14 protein-coding genes are annotated in these 16,892 nt (G+C 36.1%); 9 read left to right on the forward strand and 5 right to left on the reverse strand.

From position 1 onward, the window contains the following. Positions 1 to 227 precede the first annotated feature (227 nt). Positions 228 to 2,465 (reverse strand): GspE/PulE family protein, encoded by a 2,238-nt coding sequence (locus tag KO527_RS00540; protein ID WP_216038478.1) that lies wholly within the window; start codon positions 2,463 to 2,465, stop codon positions 228 to 230. Positions 2,466 to 2,540: 75 nt separating this feature from the next. Next, the gene (locus KO527_RS00545) at positions 2,541 to 3,302 is read right to left on the reverse strand and encodes a LytTR family DNA-binding domain-containing protein (RefSeq protein ID WP_216038479.1); all 762 of its coding nucleotides are present in this window, start codon (positions 3,300 to 3,302) and stop codon (positions 2,541 to 2,543) included. A 322-nt stretch (positions 3,303 to 3,624) separates the two neighbouring features. Between KO527_RS00545 and KO527_RS00550 the strand changes: the two genes are divergently transcribed. The 9 genes from KO527_RS00550 (at position 3,625) to KO527_RS00590 (ending at position 15,207) form a co-directional block, all read left to right on the forward strand. Further along, entirely contained in the window at positions 3,625 to 6,501 is a 2,877-nt protein-coding gene (locus tag KO527_RS00550) for a TonB-dependent receptor (protein WP_216038480.1), read from the forward strand. A 417-nt stretch (positions 6,502 to 6,918) separates the two neighbouring features. After that, on the forward strand, positions 6,919 to 9,570 hold the full coding sequence (locus KO527_RS00555) for a TonB-dependent receptor (protein WP_216038481.1): 2,652 nt from the start codon (positions 6,919 to 6,921) through the stop codon (positions 9,568 to 9,570). A gap of 584 nt (positions 9,571 to 10,154) precedes the next feature. Then, on the forward strand, positions 10,155 to 10,583 hold the full coding sequence (gene rplM / locus KO527_RS00560) for a 50S ribosomal protein L13 (protein WP_216038482.1): 429 nt from the start codon (positions 10,155 to 10,157) through the stop codon (positions 10,581 to 10,583). 8 nt (positions 10,584 to 10,591) lie between these two features. Continuing rightward, positions 10,592 to 10,984: a 30S ribosomal protein S9 gene (rpsI, locus tag KO527_RS00565; RefSeq protein ID WP_127924255.1), complete on the forward strand. Its 393-nt coding sequence runs from the start codon at positions 10,592 to 10,594 to the stop codon at positions 10,982 to 10,984. A 326-nt stretch (positions 10,985 to 11,310) separates the two neighbouring features. Beyond that, entirely contained in the window at positions 11,311 to 11,901 is a 591-nt protein-coding gene (gene petA, locus KO527_RS00570) for a ubiquinol-cytochrome c reductase iron-sulfur subunit (RefSeq protein WP_042153266.1), read from the forward strand. Then, the gene (locus KO527_RS00575; protein ID WP_216038483.1) at positions 11,901 to 13,178 is read left to right on the forward strand and encodes a cytochrome b N-terminal domain-containing protein; all 1,278 of its coding nucleotides are present in this window, start codon (positions 11,901 to 11,903) and stop codon (positions 13,176 to 13,178) included. Before petA ends, KO527_RS00575 begins: the two co-directional genes overlap by 1 nt. Beyond that, positions 13,175 to 13,912, forward strand: a complete 738-nt coding sequence (locus KO527_RS00580; RefSeq protein WP_216038496.1) for a cytochrome c1 — start codon at positions 13,175 to 13,177, stop codon at positions 13,910 to 13,912. Before KO527_RS00575 ends, KO527_RS00580 begins: the two co-directional genes overlap by 4 nt. Before the next feature lie 82 nt (positions 13,913 to 13,994). Beyond that, positions 13,995 to 14,621, forward strand: a complete 627-nt coding sequence (gene sspA, locus KO527_RS00585) for a stringent starvation protein SspA (RefSeq protein ID WP_216038484.1) — start codon at positions 13,995 to 13,997, stop codon at positions 14,619 to 14,621. A gap of 163 nt (positions 14,622 to 14,784) precedes the next feature. Beyond that, positions 14,785 to 15,207, forward strand: coding sequence for a ClpXP protease specificity-enhancing factor (locus KO527_RS00590; protein WP_216038497.1), 423 nt, complete (start codon positions 14,785 to 14,787; stop codon positions 15,205 to 15,207). Between the two features lie 73 nt (positions 15,208 to 15,280). Here KO527_RS00590 and dolP read toward each other — a convergent pair whose 3' ends face one another. Genes dolP through KO527_RS00605 form a run of 3 tightly spaced genes read right to left on the reverse strand, consistent with a single transcriptional unit; the run spans position 15,281 to position 16,844 of the window. Further along, positions 15,281 to 15,844: a division/outer membrane stress-associated lipid-binding lipoprotein gene (gene dolP, locus KO527_RS00595; protein ID WP_042153256.1), complete on the reverse strand. Its 564-nt coding sequence runs from the start codon at positions 15,842 to 15,844 to the stop codon at positions 15,281 to 15,283. Further along, complete coding sequence (locus KO527_RS00600; protein WP_216038485.1) at positions 15,837 to 16,430, reverse strand: SIS domain-containing protein; 594 nt, start codon at positions 16,428 to 16,430, stop codon at positions 15,837 to 15,839. Before KO527_RS00600 ends, dolP begins: the two co-directional genes overlap by 8 nt. 39 nt (positions 16,431 to 16,469) lie before the next feature. Further along, entirely contained in the window at positions 16,470 to 16,844 is a 375-nt protein-coding gene (locus KO527_RS00605) for a YraN family protein (RefSeq protein WP_216038486.1), read from the reverse strand. Positions 16,845 to 16,892: the final 48 nt, after the last annotated feature.

A 16,892-nucleotide genomic window follows, 5' to 3' on the forward strand; every position in this document is an offset into this window, starting at 1 on the left:
ATCGCCAGGCTCCTAATTAGAATAACCCGATACAGAAATGTGTCGGGTTTTTTGCTTTTTATAATTTAAAAATAAGATCCTCACTTACATCGCCAGGCTCCACTCTCATAATCACAAGAAAGCCGATACAGAAATGTATCGGCTTTTTTGCTTTTTGGGATATATAAAAAGTCTTGAACCCACTGCGCGGCTGAAGCCCCGCCTACGTCTATTTCAATAAATATAACTTAATTTAAATTACTGATACTTTGTAGTTGTTTGAAGTCAGTTAACCCCGACAGCACTTTTAGAATGCCATCTTGCGTTAAAGTTCTCATTCCTGCTTTTATTGCTGCTATCTTGATCTCGCCAACAGGGGCATTTTTATAAATAAGATTTTTAATTTCTACGTTTACAGGAAGTAGTTCATGTACGCCAACTCGGCCTTTATATCCGGTTTCATCACATTTTTTACACCCAACAGCTTTATATAATTTACATTCAGTATTTATATTTAATTCTTTCACTGCTTCAGTTTCAGATAAGTCGCTACTATAATGCCTAACAATAAAATCAATCTCTTCCTGTTTTGCTTGATATTGTGCTTTACAATCAGGACATAAAGTTCTCATTAATCTTTGAGCTAAAATCCCAATGCAGGCATCAGCAAAGTTAATGGGGTCCAAACCTATATCAATTAACCTAGTGATTGTTTCAGGCGCAGAGTTTGTATGTAGTGTTGATAATACTAAGTGTCCAGTCAGTGATGCTTCTATACCTGCAGCTGCCGTTTCTAGATCTCTCATTTCTCCTATCAATATAATATCTGGATCTGCCCTTAAAAATGCTCTTAACGCGGTTTCAAATTTAAATCCGAGTTTATTGTTCATTTGAACCTGGTTTAATCCTACTTGAGTTATTTCAACTGGATCTTCGGCTGTCCATATTTTTTTGTCGGGTGTATTTAATAAACCTAATACAGCATGTAAAGTTGTTGTTTTCCCTGAACCAGTAGGACCAACAACCAGAATTAATCCGTGTGGTGTTTTTGACATATGTTTTAGCATTTCGCTATTTCTTTGGGATAACCTTAATTTATCAAATGGTAAAGCGGTACCGCTTGCAAGGATCCGCATGACAACAGATTCGCCATTAACGGTAGGTATTGTTGCGACTCGTATTTCAGTCGCCGCATTATTTAATTTTACGGTAAACTTACCATCTTGGGGCAAACGTTTCTCAGCTATATCTAAACGTGAAATTATTTTGATTCTTGCAACCATAGCTTGAAGGTGGTTTGCAGGTATTTCGATTAAATCTCTACAAATACCATCTACTCTAATTCGGACTTTAGTTGGAATTTTTCCTTTGTTTGGATCAATGTGAATATCTGAAGCGCCATGATTTTTAGCATCTTGCAATATACGATTAACTAACTTAACAACCGCAGGTGCATCTTCATTTACTGATTCATCAGCTGAAATATCATCATCATGATTTTGATCTGAAAATTCGTCTAAAATGTCATTTATTTCATCTAAATCAGCTGAATTTGATGAATTAGCACATAAATATTGTAGGATTACATTTGGCAATCCTACGTTTATTTTATATTCTCCTAGCCCAGTCACACTTTCTATTTCCATCATTAAATCTGCATTATTAGGTTGTAGCATTAATAAAGTGGGTTCTTCACTCGCGTTTGCAATAATGACAATCATATTTTTTTTAAGGTATGAAGTACTTAATTTTTTATTTAGTGGGTGTAAATGGTAAGTTTCATCATATTCGAGTAGTAAAGGAACTTGATAATAAGCTTCAATACTCAGACCTATCTGTTTATTGCTAATGTTATGTTTTTCCTCAAGTGCTTTTATCTGTTCACATAGATCAGTATTTTGCGTTAATGTGACATGTTGTTGTTCAGAAATTAAGTTTTTCGCTACCAAAAAATCAAAGGGAGATTTACTGCCACCTAACTCATATCTAAACTTTTGCCCAATAATGTTTGCCAGTTCAAGTGCTTTTACTGCATCATCTTTTATGAATTGACTAGCATCTTGTTTATTAATAAGTTGCATTATTCCTAATAAAACATTATCAGATACAATGGGGATAGTAAGAACACTCTTTGTTCGGAAGTTAGAGCTTGTATCAAATTGCTTAGCAAACCTTAATTTTGGGTGGATAGATAGTAGTTCACTTTCATTATATGCATCTTTAATTAAAAGTGACTTTTTGCTCATAGCAACATAGCCTGCTAATGATTGCGGAGTAATATTTACCTTTATTTCTGTTAATTCTGATCCAGTTTTAAATCGGGATATTATTTCTTGGTTGAGTTTATTACGTTGATAAATAGTAAGTCTTTGTGCATTAAATAAAGTTAATATTTTATTTTCTAGTAGAGGTAATGCTTCTGAGAAATTATGACTTGCGTGTATTTGTGTAAATATAGTGGTTAGTTCTTGATAAAAAGATGGCATAACCTACTCTGTTTTAAGTTCTTTACCTAACTATAGTCAAACTGAGCTTTTTGGTATTACTTTTGCTGCTAAAATTTAGCTAAGGATCCCTGACATACTTTGTTTATATCGCCTTGATAAATTAAGCGTGGCACCATTTTTTAATGTAACAAGGTAATCACCATTTTCTGTTGGTTTTAGCTCACTAATGCACTGTTTTTTTACTATTGCAGATCTATGTATACGAATAAAGCCTGAATACGTAAGCTTTTCTTGCATGGAAGCGAGTGTTTCTCTGTGTAATATTGGGCGTTCTTCATTTTGAAGGTGTAGTTCTACATAATTTCCAGCACCGCCAATCCAAAGTATATCATCTGTATCAATAATGCGAATTCGGCCAGAATCTTTTACAATGACAGGTTCTTTATAAGTATTATTAAACTGCATTTGGTTTAGTATATTTTGCATGTCAATTAATGGCGTTGTATCTGTATTATCGAGCCTTTTTAATAATTTATTGATACACTTTTGAAACCGAATAGGTGTAACAGGTGTAATTAAGTAGTCGGTTACATCTAATTCAAATGCATCTATTGCTTGGATATCTGAGTTAGATAAATATATGACATGGGTACAAGCAGGTAATTGTTCAACAATATTTAAATTATCAAAATCTATCGTGATATCAGGATTTATAAATAAAACATCCGCCTCTAAATTGATACATATATCGCGAGCTTCATCGGCATTAAAAGCTAAAGCGATAGGATCAAAATAATCATGAATTTTAAGATGTTGCTGAATATTACGGCGAACAGCTTCACAACTATCGGCAATAACAACACTGAAATTTTTCATACTTAATCCTTTTAACAATAAATTGAACTTTTATCTATTCGCACTTTCTTACGTTATTGAATACAAGATAATGTAATTCAGTATTAAATTGCGTAAGAATGTGTAACAAAATGCAAGTAATCACTCTCCTTTTATCCCTCAATTAAATTGGGAATGTAAATGTTATGTTATTATTTGGTAAGTCGTCCCTTAAATACTACCACTTATCAAATTTTACACTCCTCTCATGGAATTGCTGTGGCTAGTTTTAGAAACAGTCTTTAGTTTAAGCGCGAAGCAATCTTTAAGAATTGCTTACAATTTAAATTCCAGGGAGAAAAAAATGTCTAAATTAAAGCTATCGGCTTTATATGTAGCAGTGGGCTCAGCATTGTTTACAGGTTATACAGCTAATGTATCAGCTGCTGAAAATGGTGGGGCTGAAGAAGTTGAACGAATCCAAGTTACTGGTTCTCGTATCAAAAGATTTGAAGAAGTTTCACCAACGCCAGTAACAGTATTTTCTGGTACTGATCTTATTAATGCAGGTATTACTAACGTAGCTGATTTACTTGAACAAACACCATCAGCTGATATCGGTACATCATTAACTACAGGTCAGGGAATTTTTGGTGCAGGGATCAGAACTACTAATCTACGCGGATTAGGAGAGGGGCGAACTTTAGTATTAGTTAATGGTAAACGCTTTGTTGCATCTAGCGTTACAAATTCAGCTGTTGATTTGAATATGATCCCAACAGCGGTTATCAAACGTGTTGAAATTACCCATGGTGGTGCATCAGCTGTTTATGGTTCAGATGCTATGGCTGGTGTAGTAAACATTATTCTAGAAGACTCTTACGATGGTTTTAGTTTAGATGCAATAACGCAAAAGACTCAAGAGGGTGAAGGTGAGGAAAATGTTTTTGCATTAACATTTGGTAGCGAAAATGATGATAATAGTTACATATTTAATGTCACCTATACTGATACTGGCGCTTTAGCAGGAAGAGATAGAGATTTCATAACAAATACTATGACCACTATGCTTAATCCAGCAAATGAAACTGATGAAGACGGTATACCGCGAAATATATTGGCTCCTGATAAATTTCAGGGGCAGCCTCAAGTTTTAGGTTTCTATGATACAGCAGGTATGTCAACTATAGGAGGCCAAAGGTATATCTTTGGCGATAGTGGAGAATTGATACCGGCAAATACTGGCATAGGACCTCGTCCATCACCTAATTCTCAGTCACGTTTTTATGGTGAAGATGCCAATGGATATAAATTTTTAGACCATAAATATATTGCTGTGCCTTTAAAAAGATTAAATACTTTCTTAAATATTAATAAAGAAATTAATGATGAGCACGCTGTAAGTTTACAGTTAGCTTATGGTAAAACATCTTCAGTTTCAGACTCAAGCCCTGTTTTTTTAAGCAAAGGTTTAAGAGTTGACAACCCTTTCTGGCATCAAGATGCAAAAGACACATTTGCAGCAGAAGGCCTTGAAGCTTCTGATACTATTGGTATTACAAAGTTGGGTATAGGTAGTAATAATCGTGAGTATTATAATGATCAAGCATATTTTAATAGCACTTTATCTCTAAGTGGTATGTTGTTTGAAGATTATGACTATGAGATTTATTATCAATATGGCCGTAATACTCAAGATGCTAAATGGGGCGGCGAGATGCTAACAGAGCATTTAGATAATGCACTTGATGCGGCAATTATTGATGGGGCAATTCAATGTGCTGTTCGTGATGATGATGGAAATGTTACAGGCGCACGTGCAGGTTGTGAGCCATTAAATTTATTTGGTGCAAATTCACCTTCTGAAGGCGCTCTTAGTTATGTAAATACATCTGGTACACAGCATAGTGTAAAAAGTCAGACCGTTATTGGAGGATCAATAACTGGTGATGCCTTTGAATTACCTGCTGGTCATGTTGCATTTGCTGTAAGTGCTGAATATAGAGAAGAGAAAGCTGAACGAGTGCCTGGCGCAGCTATGCAAAATAACCTTTTATTTAATAACTTTGTTAGAGAATGGGCTGGAGAATTTGATGTTTCTGAAATAGGTCTTGAAGTTTCGATCCCAGTATTAAATGATGTATTTCTTGCTCAAGAATTAACAGTAGACGCTGCTGTTCGAGTTATGGATTACTCTACTGTTGGCGATAATACTGCTTGGAAACTAGGAGTTGCATGGCAGCCTATAGATGAAGTCCGAGTTAGGGCTACAATGTCAAAATCTGTACGTGCGCCAGAGTTAGATGATTTATATGGTACCGGTACACAGTCATTTACTTCTTATAGAGATCCATGTGATAGCGTGCAAATCACTGAAGCTCCTGAGGGGCTAAGAAATACTATCCGTGCAAACTGTGCGGCAGATGGTATTCCGCAAGGTGGTGACTGGCGTCCTTCTGTTGCATGGAGAGATGTAACGCCTAAAAGTGTCGTAGGTGGTAACCCAAGTTTACAAGAAGAAACATCTGAAGATATTATGCTTGGTGTAGTTTATACGCCAACAGAAAACATCACGTTAATGGCTGACTATTGGAATTATAAAATTGATGATGCATTGACTCGTTTAACACAACAGACAATTGTTGATAACTGTTATCGTTCTAGTAATTTTGAAACCAATGAATATTGTGCTTTATTTGGTCGAAGTGGTAATTTAGATATTAATGAAGTTATTGCAGCACCTGCGAATCTTGCTTATCGTGAGATGAAAGGTGTCGATTTGGAAGCTCGTTATAATTTAGATACAGATTTCGGTTCTTTTAACTTCCGTTTATTAGCAACATATTTATCAGAACATGAGTTAATTTCAGACGTTAATGATGAGCAGTACAAGTTTAATCCAACTGTTGGTGAGCAAGATTATCCTCGTTGGAAAGCGAGTAGTACTATTGGTTATACTTATGAGGACTTATACGTAGGTATAAGTGCTAAGTACCGTCATTCGACTGTTGATAACAGAGAGTGGACTATTGAACAAAATAATTATAATGAGATATCTTCACATACTGAATTTAACTTAAATTACCGTTATAACTTAACGGAACAGTTAGAGTTAAGAGGTAGTGTAGATAATATGTTTGATAGAGCACCACCAAGAAATCCTTTCTCATATGATGAGGATGATGGTTATTACGACTTTTATGGTAGGACTTTTACATTAGGTGCTAATTATAAGTTTTAATTTTTAGTATTAGTGGTACATAAAAGCCGACTTAATGTCGGCTTTTTATTTTAAAATGAATGTGATGCATTACATTTAGATTAAGTTGGATTAAAGTTAAAATCACGGTGATTTATAAAAATTTTAACATGGTGAAAAATTAATAAAATAAATTTAGATATATTTGAACTTAAGTTAATCCTAGTGCTCTGAGTAAGAGAGTAAAAATATAGGATATAAATTCCGCTGTTTCCAGAATATTCAAATATATTGTAAAATCCTTGTAATAATTACTTGTGCGAGCACGTAAAAGCTTCCTTTCATCCGCTAAATCGCTCCTTTGGTGGATCTTAACTGGCTAGATGAAATAACTCTCTTTAATTTGTAGCTTCAGCAATCTTTAGAATTGCTAAAAATAAAAATTCCAGGGAGAAAAACATGTCTAAATTGAAGCTTTCAGCTTTACACCTAGCAATAGGGTCAACTTTATTATCAGGATTGGCATTTAATGCTAGCGCTGCAGATGATTCAGCCGAAGAAGTTGAACGTATTGAAATCACAGGTTCAAGAATAAAACGTACAGATATAGAAAATGCAGTACCTGTTACAGTTATTAGTGCTGATGATATGGTTAGGCAAGGCTTTACTAACGTTCAAGATGCGTTAGCAAGTTTATCATCTGTAACTGGTGCAACAAATCAGCAATCAATTCATGGCTTCACACCTGCTGCATCATCTATTAGCTTAAGAAATGCGGGTGCAAATAGAACACTAACATTAATCAATGGTAAACGTTTAAATCAGTATCCTAAACCACAAAATGGTACGGATAACTTTGTAGATACTGCTAACCTTCCAATGGATGCAATTTCAAGAATTGAAATTCTGAATTCAGGTGGTGGTGCAATTTATGGTGCGGATGCAGTTGGTGGCGTTGTAAATATTATATTAAAAGATAATTTTGAAGGTGTAAGCATTAGAGCTCGCCATGGGGATACTACTGAGGGTGGCGGTGCTAACAATAAAATATCAATGTCATTTGGCGCAAGTTCAGATAAAGGTAATGTATCTACATTTTTAGAATACACTGACTCTGAAACGCTAAAAGCAACAGATCGTGAAAACTTTGGTCTTCACACTGATAAAGTACCTTATAGTGAGCATTCTTCTTATAGTTCATACGGCGCACGTATTGGTGGCTTTGCAACTGCTGATGGTTTAAATGAATCTGAATGTACTGCAGGTGGTTTTTTCTACCGTCCAAATGGTGTATGTGGATTCGATCGTTCAAAATGGCGTGATTTATCTCCGGAACAAAAACGCGTAAGTGCAATTACGACATTTAATTATGAACTGAGTGATGATCTTCGTTTCAGTGGTAGAGTTGATATCTCTGAGTCATCATCTATTCGTGATATTGAACCTATGGGTATTGATAGCTATGATGTTAATGTCGCAGGTGACGTTCTTACAATGACCGCAGGTGATAACTCAGCATCATTCAATAAAGCTACTGGTTTTGGTGGTGATTTTAAGAATGCAGAAGATGGTGATTATTGGTATGTTCGTCGTGCATGGGAGTTTGGAAACCGTCATCAAACAAATGAAGGAAGAAACTTCTTTATTTCAGCTGGTTTAGAAGGTGAGTTTTCAGATTCTATTACTTGGGATGCATCAATGAACTTTGGCCGTACGAGAGTTGAAGTCTTTTCTCGTGGTTACGCAACGGTTGATGGTATGTTTAAATATCTAACTCAAGGAGAAAATGGTGTATCTATGTTGGCTCCTTTCTCTGATGAAATGGTTGAAGCTACTGCTTATGGTACATATGAAATAGCCAATGCTTCACGTATTAATTATCAGTTTAATCTAGCAGGTGATGCTTTTGAATTACCTGCTGGTATGGTTAGTTTTGCTACAGGTGTAGAGTGGAGTAAGCAAACTTACGATACTGATACTGATGCTGAAAGTAAAAAAGGTGCAATTTTAACAACTGGTGGTTCATCAGGTGCTGGTGCGCGTGACAATTGGGCTATCTATAGCGAAATGATTTTCCCAGTATTAGATACATTAAATGTTAATGCTGCCTTACGCTATGATGATTATAGTGACTTTGGCGGCGAGTTAACACCACAAGTTAGCGTCGAATATCGTCCTATGGATGAATTACTAGTACGTGGTGTTGTAGGTCAAGTATTCCGCGCACCAGATATGCATCGTGTATATGGTGATGCTACTCGCGGTAGTAATCAAGTAATTGACTTTAAAGGTTGTGCTCAAATAGGTGGAACACCTGGTGATAAAATAGATCGAATTATTGATCCATGTAATGAGTTACATATTGACACGGTAACTGGAGCAAATAAAGATTTAAAAGCTGAAACAGGTTATACCGCAAATGTAGGCTTTGTATATTCGACAGATGATTATAATGTTTCTGTAGATTTATGGAAATGGAAACTAGATGACATGGTAAATGACATCGATGTTGAGAAAGTTGCAGAATACTATGAACTTTATGGTGATATGATCACGCGTGATACTAATGGTTTTGTTGATACGATTACAGCCACAGCACAAAACTTATCTTATCAAGAAGTTGCTGGTATTGATTTTAATGGTACTTACACTTGGAACTTTGATAACTTAGGGGACTTGAGTTATAACTTGCAAGGTGCTTATATACTACAATCAGAAGGTCAAGTAGACGCGACATCTCCTATCGATAAAGATTTGGAAGATACAAATCTTGTTAGACTAAGAATGACCAGTGCTCTGACATGGAGCTTAGATGATTTGACTACAACTCTCTTTGCTAAATATATTGGGCGTCATCATGGAACAAGTTATAAGACGCATAAAACAGATGAAAAGAGTGAATCTGAGTTAGAAGTAGCAAGCCATATCACTTGGAACTTAACGACTGGATATAATATTACAGACGATGCGTCAGTAAGGTTGGGTGTTGTAAATATGTTTGATAAAGGGCCTAACTTTGACCCAACTCATACAAGTTGGCCACATTACCCTCGTGGATACTATGATCCAGCTGGTCGTAAAGTATTTATTGAAGCTGAATATAAATTCTAAATTGAATTTATTAAGCAAATAAGAGGCCTATGGCCTCTTTTTTATTTTTTGAAAGTTAAGAGAAAAGTCTTTTAGAGCGCGCAGGCAAATTTATAAGTATTACTAATGAATGTAAGAGTTAGCTGAAACTTCCTTTTATCACACTATTGATTCACTTTATCACAATGTAATTGTTTCTCTTTTATAAATCCCTTAAATTTAATACTGAATCGCATCGCGATTTTTCTTTGGACCAAAGTGGGGGCTTATCCACCCCCGTTTTTTTATCATGTCAATAAGTAATATCTCACACCTTTCTCCAATCGAATCAACTAAGCCTTATTAAATAACCTATTAAACCAAGCTCTATAGCTTTCAATTTTCGATGCAAATAATTAATGTAGAAAAAACATGCATTATCTAGATGACGCTGTTATACTCCCGCCTCCACCACTTTCCGTTCTTATATTATCATGGGTGTTTACACTCATTTTGGTTGTGAATATTAAACCTTAAAGGGTTTAAGTGTATGAACGGCAGTAATTTTATTTTTTACTTAAAGTAATAACTGCCTGTGGTTTTAATAACACAATGGATTTTAAAAAATGAAAACTTTTGTAGCTAAGCCAGAGTCGGTAAAACGCGACTGGTATGTAGTTGACGCAGAGAATAAAACTCTGGGTCGTATCTCGACTGAAATTGCTCACCGTTTACGTGGTAAGCATAAGCCAGAGTACACTCCTCACGTAGATACTGGTGATTACATCATCGTTATCAATGCTGATAAAGTGACTGTAACTGGTAATAAATTTAAAGACAAAGTGTACTATGCTCACTCTGGTTTCCCAGGTGGCCTTAAGTCGATCACTTTTGATAAGCTTCAAGCTAAAAAGCCTGAAATGATTATCGAAAAAGCTGTTAAGGGTATGTTGCCAAAAGGACCTCTAGGTCGCGCAATGTATCGTAAACTTAAAGTTTACGCTGGTGCTGAGCATGGTCATGCTGCACAACAGCCTAAAGTACTGGACATTTAAGGAATACTATCATGGCAAATCAATACTACGGTACAGGTCGTCGTAAAAGTTCAGCAGCTCGCGTATTTTTACGCCCGGGTACTGGCAACATCGTAATCAACAAACGTTCTATCGAAGAATATTTTCCTCGTGAAACTGCACGTATGGTTGTTCGTCAACCATTAGAGCTTGTTGAAATGACTGAAAAATTTGACTTACTAATCACTGTTTCTGGTGGTGGTATTTCAGGTCAGTCTGGCGCAATTCGTCACGGTATCACTCGTGCACTTATGCAATTTGACGAGTCACTTCGTTCTCCTCTACGTAAAGCTGGTTTCGTTACCCGTGATGCACGTAAAGTTGAGCGTAAGAAAGTGGGTCTTCATAAAGCACGTAAGCGTCCACAATTCTCAAAACGTTAATATTTATTACGTTCCAAAGAATTTCAAAAACCCAGCTTTTGCTGGGTTTTTTGTTTTTAAACCATTAAAAAATTTTTTTTGATGGTTTTTTATAAAATTTATATAAATCAGTCAGTCAAGGTGCAATATATTTGCTACAATTGCAGCACAATTATAATCTAAAATTTTAGCGTGCTTAATTTGAGTCTTTGACTCTATATATCCTTATAATAAATAAGGGTTTTATTTAAGATTGTGACTGTTTGTAAGTAATTTTTTGTAATTTAACCTGCTGTAACTGAATTCTCAATGTGGCAAGTATTGAGAAACATCGTGGAGATGAGTGGATGAGCAATGCGCCAGTAGACAATAGCCGACGTCGCTTTTTAACCATAGCTACCTCTGTCGTAGGTGGTGTGGGAGCGGTTGGAGCTGCTGTCCCTTTTATCGCGTCTTGGAACCCAAGTGAAAGAGCCAAATCTGCAGGTGCACCTGTAGAAGTGGATATCAGTAAACTTGAGCCTGGACAATTAATTCGTGTTGAGTGGCGAGGAAAACCTGTATGGGTTGTGAGTCGTACACCAAAAATGTTAGAAACGTTGAAAACGTTAGACGGTCAATTGCGTGATCCGCAATCGGCAGAGGAGCAGCAACCTGAGTTTGCTCAAAATCCTCACCGTTCTATACGTCCTGAGATATTTTTAGCTGTGGGTATTTGTACTCATTTAGGATGTTCTCCAAGTTTCCTTAAAGGTAACTTTGGTGAAAAAGTGGAAGGTGTAGAAGATGGTTTCTTCTGTCCTTGTCACGGTTCTAAATTTGATTTAGCTGGTCGTGTATTCCAAAGTGTACCTGCACCGTTAAATCTTGAGATCCCTCCTTATATGTTTATTGACGATACAACTATCATGGTTGGCGTTGAAGAAGGGGCTGCATAATGTTAAAAAAACTAGCGACAGATACGATTGATTGGATTGATCAACGTGTTCCTATGACGCGTGTTTGGAATATGCATATAGCGCAATATCCAACACCTAAAAACTTTAACTTCTGGTACTTTTTTGGTTCTTTAGCCATTTTAGTATTAGTAAACCAAATCCTTACGGGTATTTGGTTAACAATGAACTACGTACCATCTTCTGAAGGTGCTTTTGCATCTGTTGAATACATCATGCGTGATGTTGAATACGGTTGGTTACTCAGGTATCTGCATTCTACCGGTGCGTCTGCTTTCTTTGTTGTTGTTTATTTACATATGTTCCGTGGCATGATTTACGGCTCCTATCAAAAACCGCGTGAGTTACTGTGGTTATTTGGTATGTTCATTCTATTAGTGCTAATGGCTGAAGCTTTCATGGGTTACTTATTACCTTGGGGTCAAATGTCATTCTGGGGTGCACAGGTAATCATTTCTATATTTGGTGCGATTCCAATTATTGGTGATGACTTAACGCTTTGGATCCGTGGTGACTATGTTATCTCTGGTGCAACACTAAACCGCTTCTTTGCATTACATGTTATTGCATTGCCACTTGTTTTAGTAATTTTAGTATTCTTACATATTATTGCTTTACATGAAGTTGGCTCTAATAACCCTGAAGGCGTTGAAATAAAACGTAAAAAAGGTTCTGTTAAAGAAGAAGATAAATCTAAATTTAAGTTTCATGAGTATTACTCTGGTAAGAAAGATATTGTTGATGCGATCCCATTCCATCCTTATTACACAGTGAAAGATATTGTTGGTGTTGTTGGTTTCTTATTCTTCTTCTGTGCAATTGTATTTTTTGCGCCGGCGATGAATGGTTTCTTCCTTGAAGGTCCAAACTTTGAAGCTGCTAACCCACTGAAAACACCTGAACATATTTTCCCTGTTTGGTATTTCACACCTTTCTACGCTATTTTGCGTGCAATTCCTGATAAGTTATTAGGTGTAATCGCAATGGGCGGAGCAATTTTCGCACTTGCATTATTACCTTGGATTGATCGTGGTAAAGTTAAGTCTATTCGTTACCGTTGTGGTTTCCATAAACTTAATATTGCTCAGTTTGTTGTGACTTTCATTATTCTTGGTTGGATTGGTGCAACACCACAAACAGACTTTAAAACGATTTTATCGCAAATCACGACTGTGACTTACTTTATGTTCTTCGTATTTTTATTTGTTTATAGTAAAAATGAAGTAACTAAGCCATTGCCAGAGAGGTTAACTAAATAATGAAAAAGCTTATTGTAGGTTTATTCGTATTGTTGCCAATGTTTGCAATGGCAGCGGGTCCATCTGTACCACTGATGAAAGCGGGTAATGATTTAACTGATAATGCATCATTACAACGTGGTGCTAAGTTATTCATGAACTATTGTCTTGCGTGTCATCAAATGCAATACCAACGTTATGAACGTACGTTCCGTGACATTGGTATTCCAACTGCAATTGGTGAAGAGCAGCTTATTTTTGATGGTTCAAAAGTTGGTAGCCATATCAAAAATGCAATGGATATTGATGATGCAGCTAAATGGTTTGGTGCGCCACCGCCTGATTTAACGCTTATATCTCGCGTAAAATCACCTGATTACATTTATACTTATCTTAAATCTTTTTATAAAGATGATTCGCGCCCATTTGGTGTAAATAATGTTGTATTCCCATCAGTGGGCATGCCGCATGTTTTACAAGAACTTCAAGGTGTTGCAACTGCAGTTACTGAAGAAGTAGAAGAAAATGGTCATACAGTGACTAAAGTTGTAGGTACTGTATCTGATGGTTCAGGCGAAATGAGTGATGATGAATATGATCAAGCAGCTCGTGATTTAACTAACTTTTTTGAATACGTGGGTGAACCTTCACGTTTAGAATCAAAAGCGTTAGGTATTAAAGTGTTAGGATTCTTATTTATACTATTTATCTTGGCCTTTTTACTGAAAAAAGAATACTGGAGAGATGTTCATTAATTGAACTTTCTTTAGCATGAAATAATGTAATAGGGGCTTAGCCCCTATTGCTGTCTCTAGCAAAAAATAAATGGAGGTAGGCATGGCTGTTGCTGCCAATAAACGCCCTGTAATGACTCTTTTCTCTGGTGCTAACTGTATGTACAGTCACCAAGTACGTATCGTACTAGCAGAAAAAGGCGTAAGTGTTGATATTCACCTAGTAGAAAGTGATAACTTACCGGAAGCATTGCATGAAGTTAACCCTAACGGATCAGTACCAACATTAATTGATCGTGAATTAGGTTTATATCAGGCAAACATCATCATGGAATACCTTGATGAGCGTTTCCCACATCCTCCACTAATGCCAGTATATCCTGTCATGCGTGGCCGTAGCCGTTTACTTATGCATAGAATACAGCAAGATTGGTATTCATTAGCATTTAAAGTATACGAAGGCGGTAGCGATGCTGCTCAAGCGCGTAAAGAATTAACTGAAGCGATTTTAGCTATCGGTCCAATCCTAGCTGAAGTACCTTACTTTATGAGTGAAGACTTTAGTTTAGTTGATTGTTATATTGCTCCATTACTTTGGCGTTTACCGGAGTTAGGCATTGAACTAATTGGTGCCGGAAGTAAAGAAGTTAAAGAATACATGAAACTTGTATTTGAACGTGAATCATTTGAAGCTTCTCTTACTGAAGCTGAACGTGAAATTCACCTTTAATATTTCATAGTTTAGTATTTATAAAGCCACTAGTGGCTTTTTTAAAGTATTTTAAAAAGCCTTCATATATTGAAGGCTTTTTATTTTGATTCTAAAGTAGCCATGAAGTTATGTGATTGGTATTATCTTAGACAGATTTAGATTTAATTTAGGTGGTCAAATGATGACTTCAAATCGCCCATATTTATTACGTGCTTTTTACGATTGGATTATTGATAACCAATGCACCCCTCACTTAGTTGTAAATGCAGAGCATCCCGCTGCGGTGATCCCTACTCAATTTGTGCAAGATGGCCAAATTGTATTGAATGTAAGCCCTACAGCAGTTGCACAGTTTAATATGGATAATAACGAGCTAAGCTTTAACGCTCGCTTTTCTGGGCAGCCAATGCGTGTTTCTGTGCCAATTACTGCTGTGTTGGCAATATATGCCAGAGAAAATGGTGAAGGCACTGTATTTACGGCGGAAGAAGATGAGCTGTTTGAAGGTGACGATGTTGAAATTCAAGAAATTGATACTGAAGCGTTAGCACCAGAAAAAAAGCCAGATACTAAAAAAGGATCACATCTTAGAGTTATTAAATAATATGATTTTTATGCTAAAGCTTTACCATTAAATTACTTAGGTAAAGCTTTAGTTATCCCGCTACATTAAGTGATTATAAGTACTCAAATACTTTAATTACCTTAGCAACACCAGAAATATTTCTTGCGATATCTACCGCTTTATTCCCTTCATTTTGTTCCACTAAACCCATTAAAAAGACTTCACTATTCTCAGTGACTACTTTGATATTGGTGCCACTGATATTGTCATCGGTTAATAACATGGTTTTTACTTTTGAGGTTAACCAAGTATCAAGGGTTTTTGTGGTCATGCCAACATTACTACTGATACGTATTTGGTTATGTACTTTCTTTATTGCTGGTATATTTTTAATTAATTGCTGCGCTTGAGACTTCATCTCTTCAGTAGGCGCTTGACCTAAAAGTAGTACAACACCATTTAAGCTAATGACTGAAATATTAGAATACTTAGCAAGTTGATCGTTACCTTTGATCTCTAATGTCGCTTTAATTTCAATGTTATTATCGTCAATTTGAGAACCAATAGTACGCCTGTCATTTGCGGCAGTAACGGCACCAGCTGTACCTGCAACAATCGCAGCTGCACATCCTTGTAATATGAAAAGACTCACTATTATTAAAAGCGTATTACGCATGTGTTTCATCCTGTGGAAATAGGGTTAAATCAATTAATTCACTTAGGCAGTGTAAACTTAATAAATGAGACTCAATAATACGGCTTGGCCTTTTTGAAGGTACGCGAATTTCAACGTCATTTGGTCCTAGCAAACCGACTAATTCTCCGCCATCGTCGCCTACAAGTACTATGACAGTCATATCTTTAGTAAGTGCAGATTCCACAGCAGAAATGATAGATTTTTCATTACCGTTAATGGCAATCGCTAATAACATATCACCTTGCTGGGCGAATGCTCTGACTTGTCGAGCAAAAACATCATGTTCATTTTGCTCTGCATAAGTACTTAAGTTAGTCACCTCAGTATTTAATGCGATGGCCGGTAAGCAAGGTCTTTCAGTCTCATAGCAATTTACTAATAATGTCGCTATGTGTTGTGCAAGCATTTGGCAGCTTTGAAAACCGCAGCATATGAGTTTATTACCATTAATAAGGTTTTGAGCTATGGTAAAAGCAGCTGATTCTAATGCGCTAGGGAGCACTTCTCCAGCAGCAATATGTGCTTGAATGCTTTCAGTGTAAATCTCTTTGACTATCTCTTGCATTGTTAAACCTTAATGAAGCCTATTTTATTATTTTAAGTCCTACGAGAGAACGTTTTTAATCCAATTAAATTGATATGGATTTTGCCCATTTATCGCAATAAAGTCGACCCTTAAAGCGTTATTTTGTAATTGGTGATGTTGAATATAATGTTGAATTGCTTTTTTTAATTTTGTTTTCTTAGCGAAAGTTAAAGCATGTAAAGCGCCGCCATATTGTTGTGATTTTCTATATTTAACTTCAATAAATACAACCGTATCTTTATCTTGCATTATTAGGTCTATTTCACCTAATTTACACCAATAATTACGTGTAATGGGTTTTAAACCATGACCTTTAAGAAAGCTTTCTGCTTTGATTTCATAATACTGACCTTTCTCAGTATTATTACGCCATAATGTTTTTAACCAATTCATCCATGAATCCTTAAAATTAATAAACATAGAATGAAAAGGCGTTATATG

Origin of the sequence: Pseudoalteromonas sp. C2R02, from assembly GCF_018860845.1 — a bacterium.
Taxonomy (GTDB): Bacteria; Pseudomonadota; Gammaproteobacteria; order Enterobacterales; family Alteromonadaceae; genus Pseudoalteromonas.

Coding starts and splice junctions, on each gene's coding strand:
- KO527_RS00540 (WP_216038478.1), bottom strand. CDS start 2,465: ATGCCATCTTTTTATCAAGAACTAACCACTATATTTACACAAATACAC.
- KO527_RS00545 (WP_216038479.1), bottom strand. CDS start 3,302: ATGAAAAATTTCAGTGTTGTTATTGCCGATAGTTGTGAAGCTGTTCGC.
- KO527_RS00550 (WP_216038480.1), top strand. CDS start 3,625: ATGTCTAAATTAAAGCTATCGGCTTTATATGTAGCAGTGGGCTCAGCA.
- KO527_RS00555 (WP_216038481.1), top strand. CDS start 6,919: ATGTCTAAATTGAAGCTTTCAGCTTTACACCTAGCAATAGGGTCAACT.
- rplM (WP_216038482.1), top strand. CDS start 10,155: ATGAAAACTTTTGTAGCTAAGCCAGAGTCGGTAAAACGCGACTGGTAT.
- petA (WP_042153266.1), top strand. CDS start 11,311: ATGAGCAATGCGCCAGTAGACAATAGCCGACGTCGCTTTTTAACCATA.
- KO527_RS00575 (WP_216038483.1), top strand. CDS start 11,901: ATGTTAAAAAAACTAGCGACAGATACGATTGATTGGATTGATCAACGT.
- sspA (WP_216038484.1), top strand. CDS start 13,995: ATGGCTGTTGCTGCCAATAAACGCCCTGTAATGACTCTTTTCTCTGGT.
- KO527_RS00590 (WP_216038497.1), top strand. CDS start 14,785: ATGACTTCAAATCGCCCATATTTATTACGTGCTTTTTACGATTGGATT.
- dolP (WP_042153256.1), bottom strand. CDS start 15,844: ATGCGTAATACGCTTTTAATAATAGTGAGTCTTTTCATATTACAAGGA.
- KO527_RS00600 (WP_216038485.1), bottom strand. CDS start 16,430: ATGCAAGAGATAGTCAAAGAGATTTACACTGAAAGCATTCAAGCACAT.
- KO527_RS00605 (WP_216038486.1), bottom strand. CDS start 16,844: ATGAATTGGTTAAAAACATTATGGCGTAATAATACTGAGAAAGGTCAG.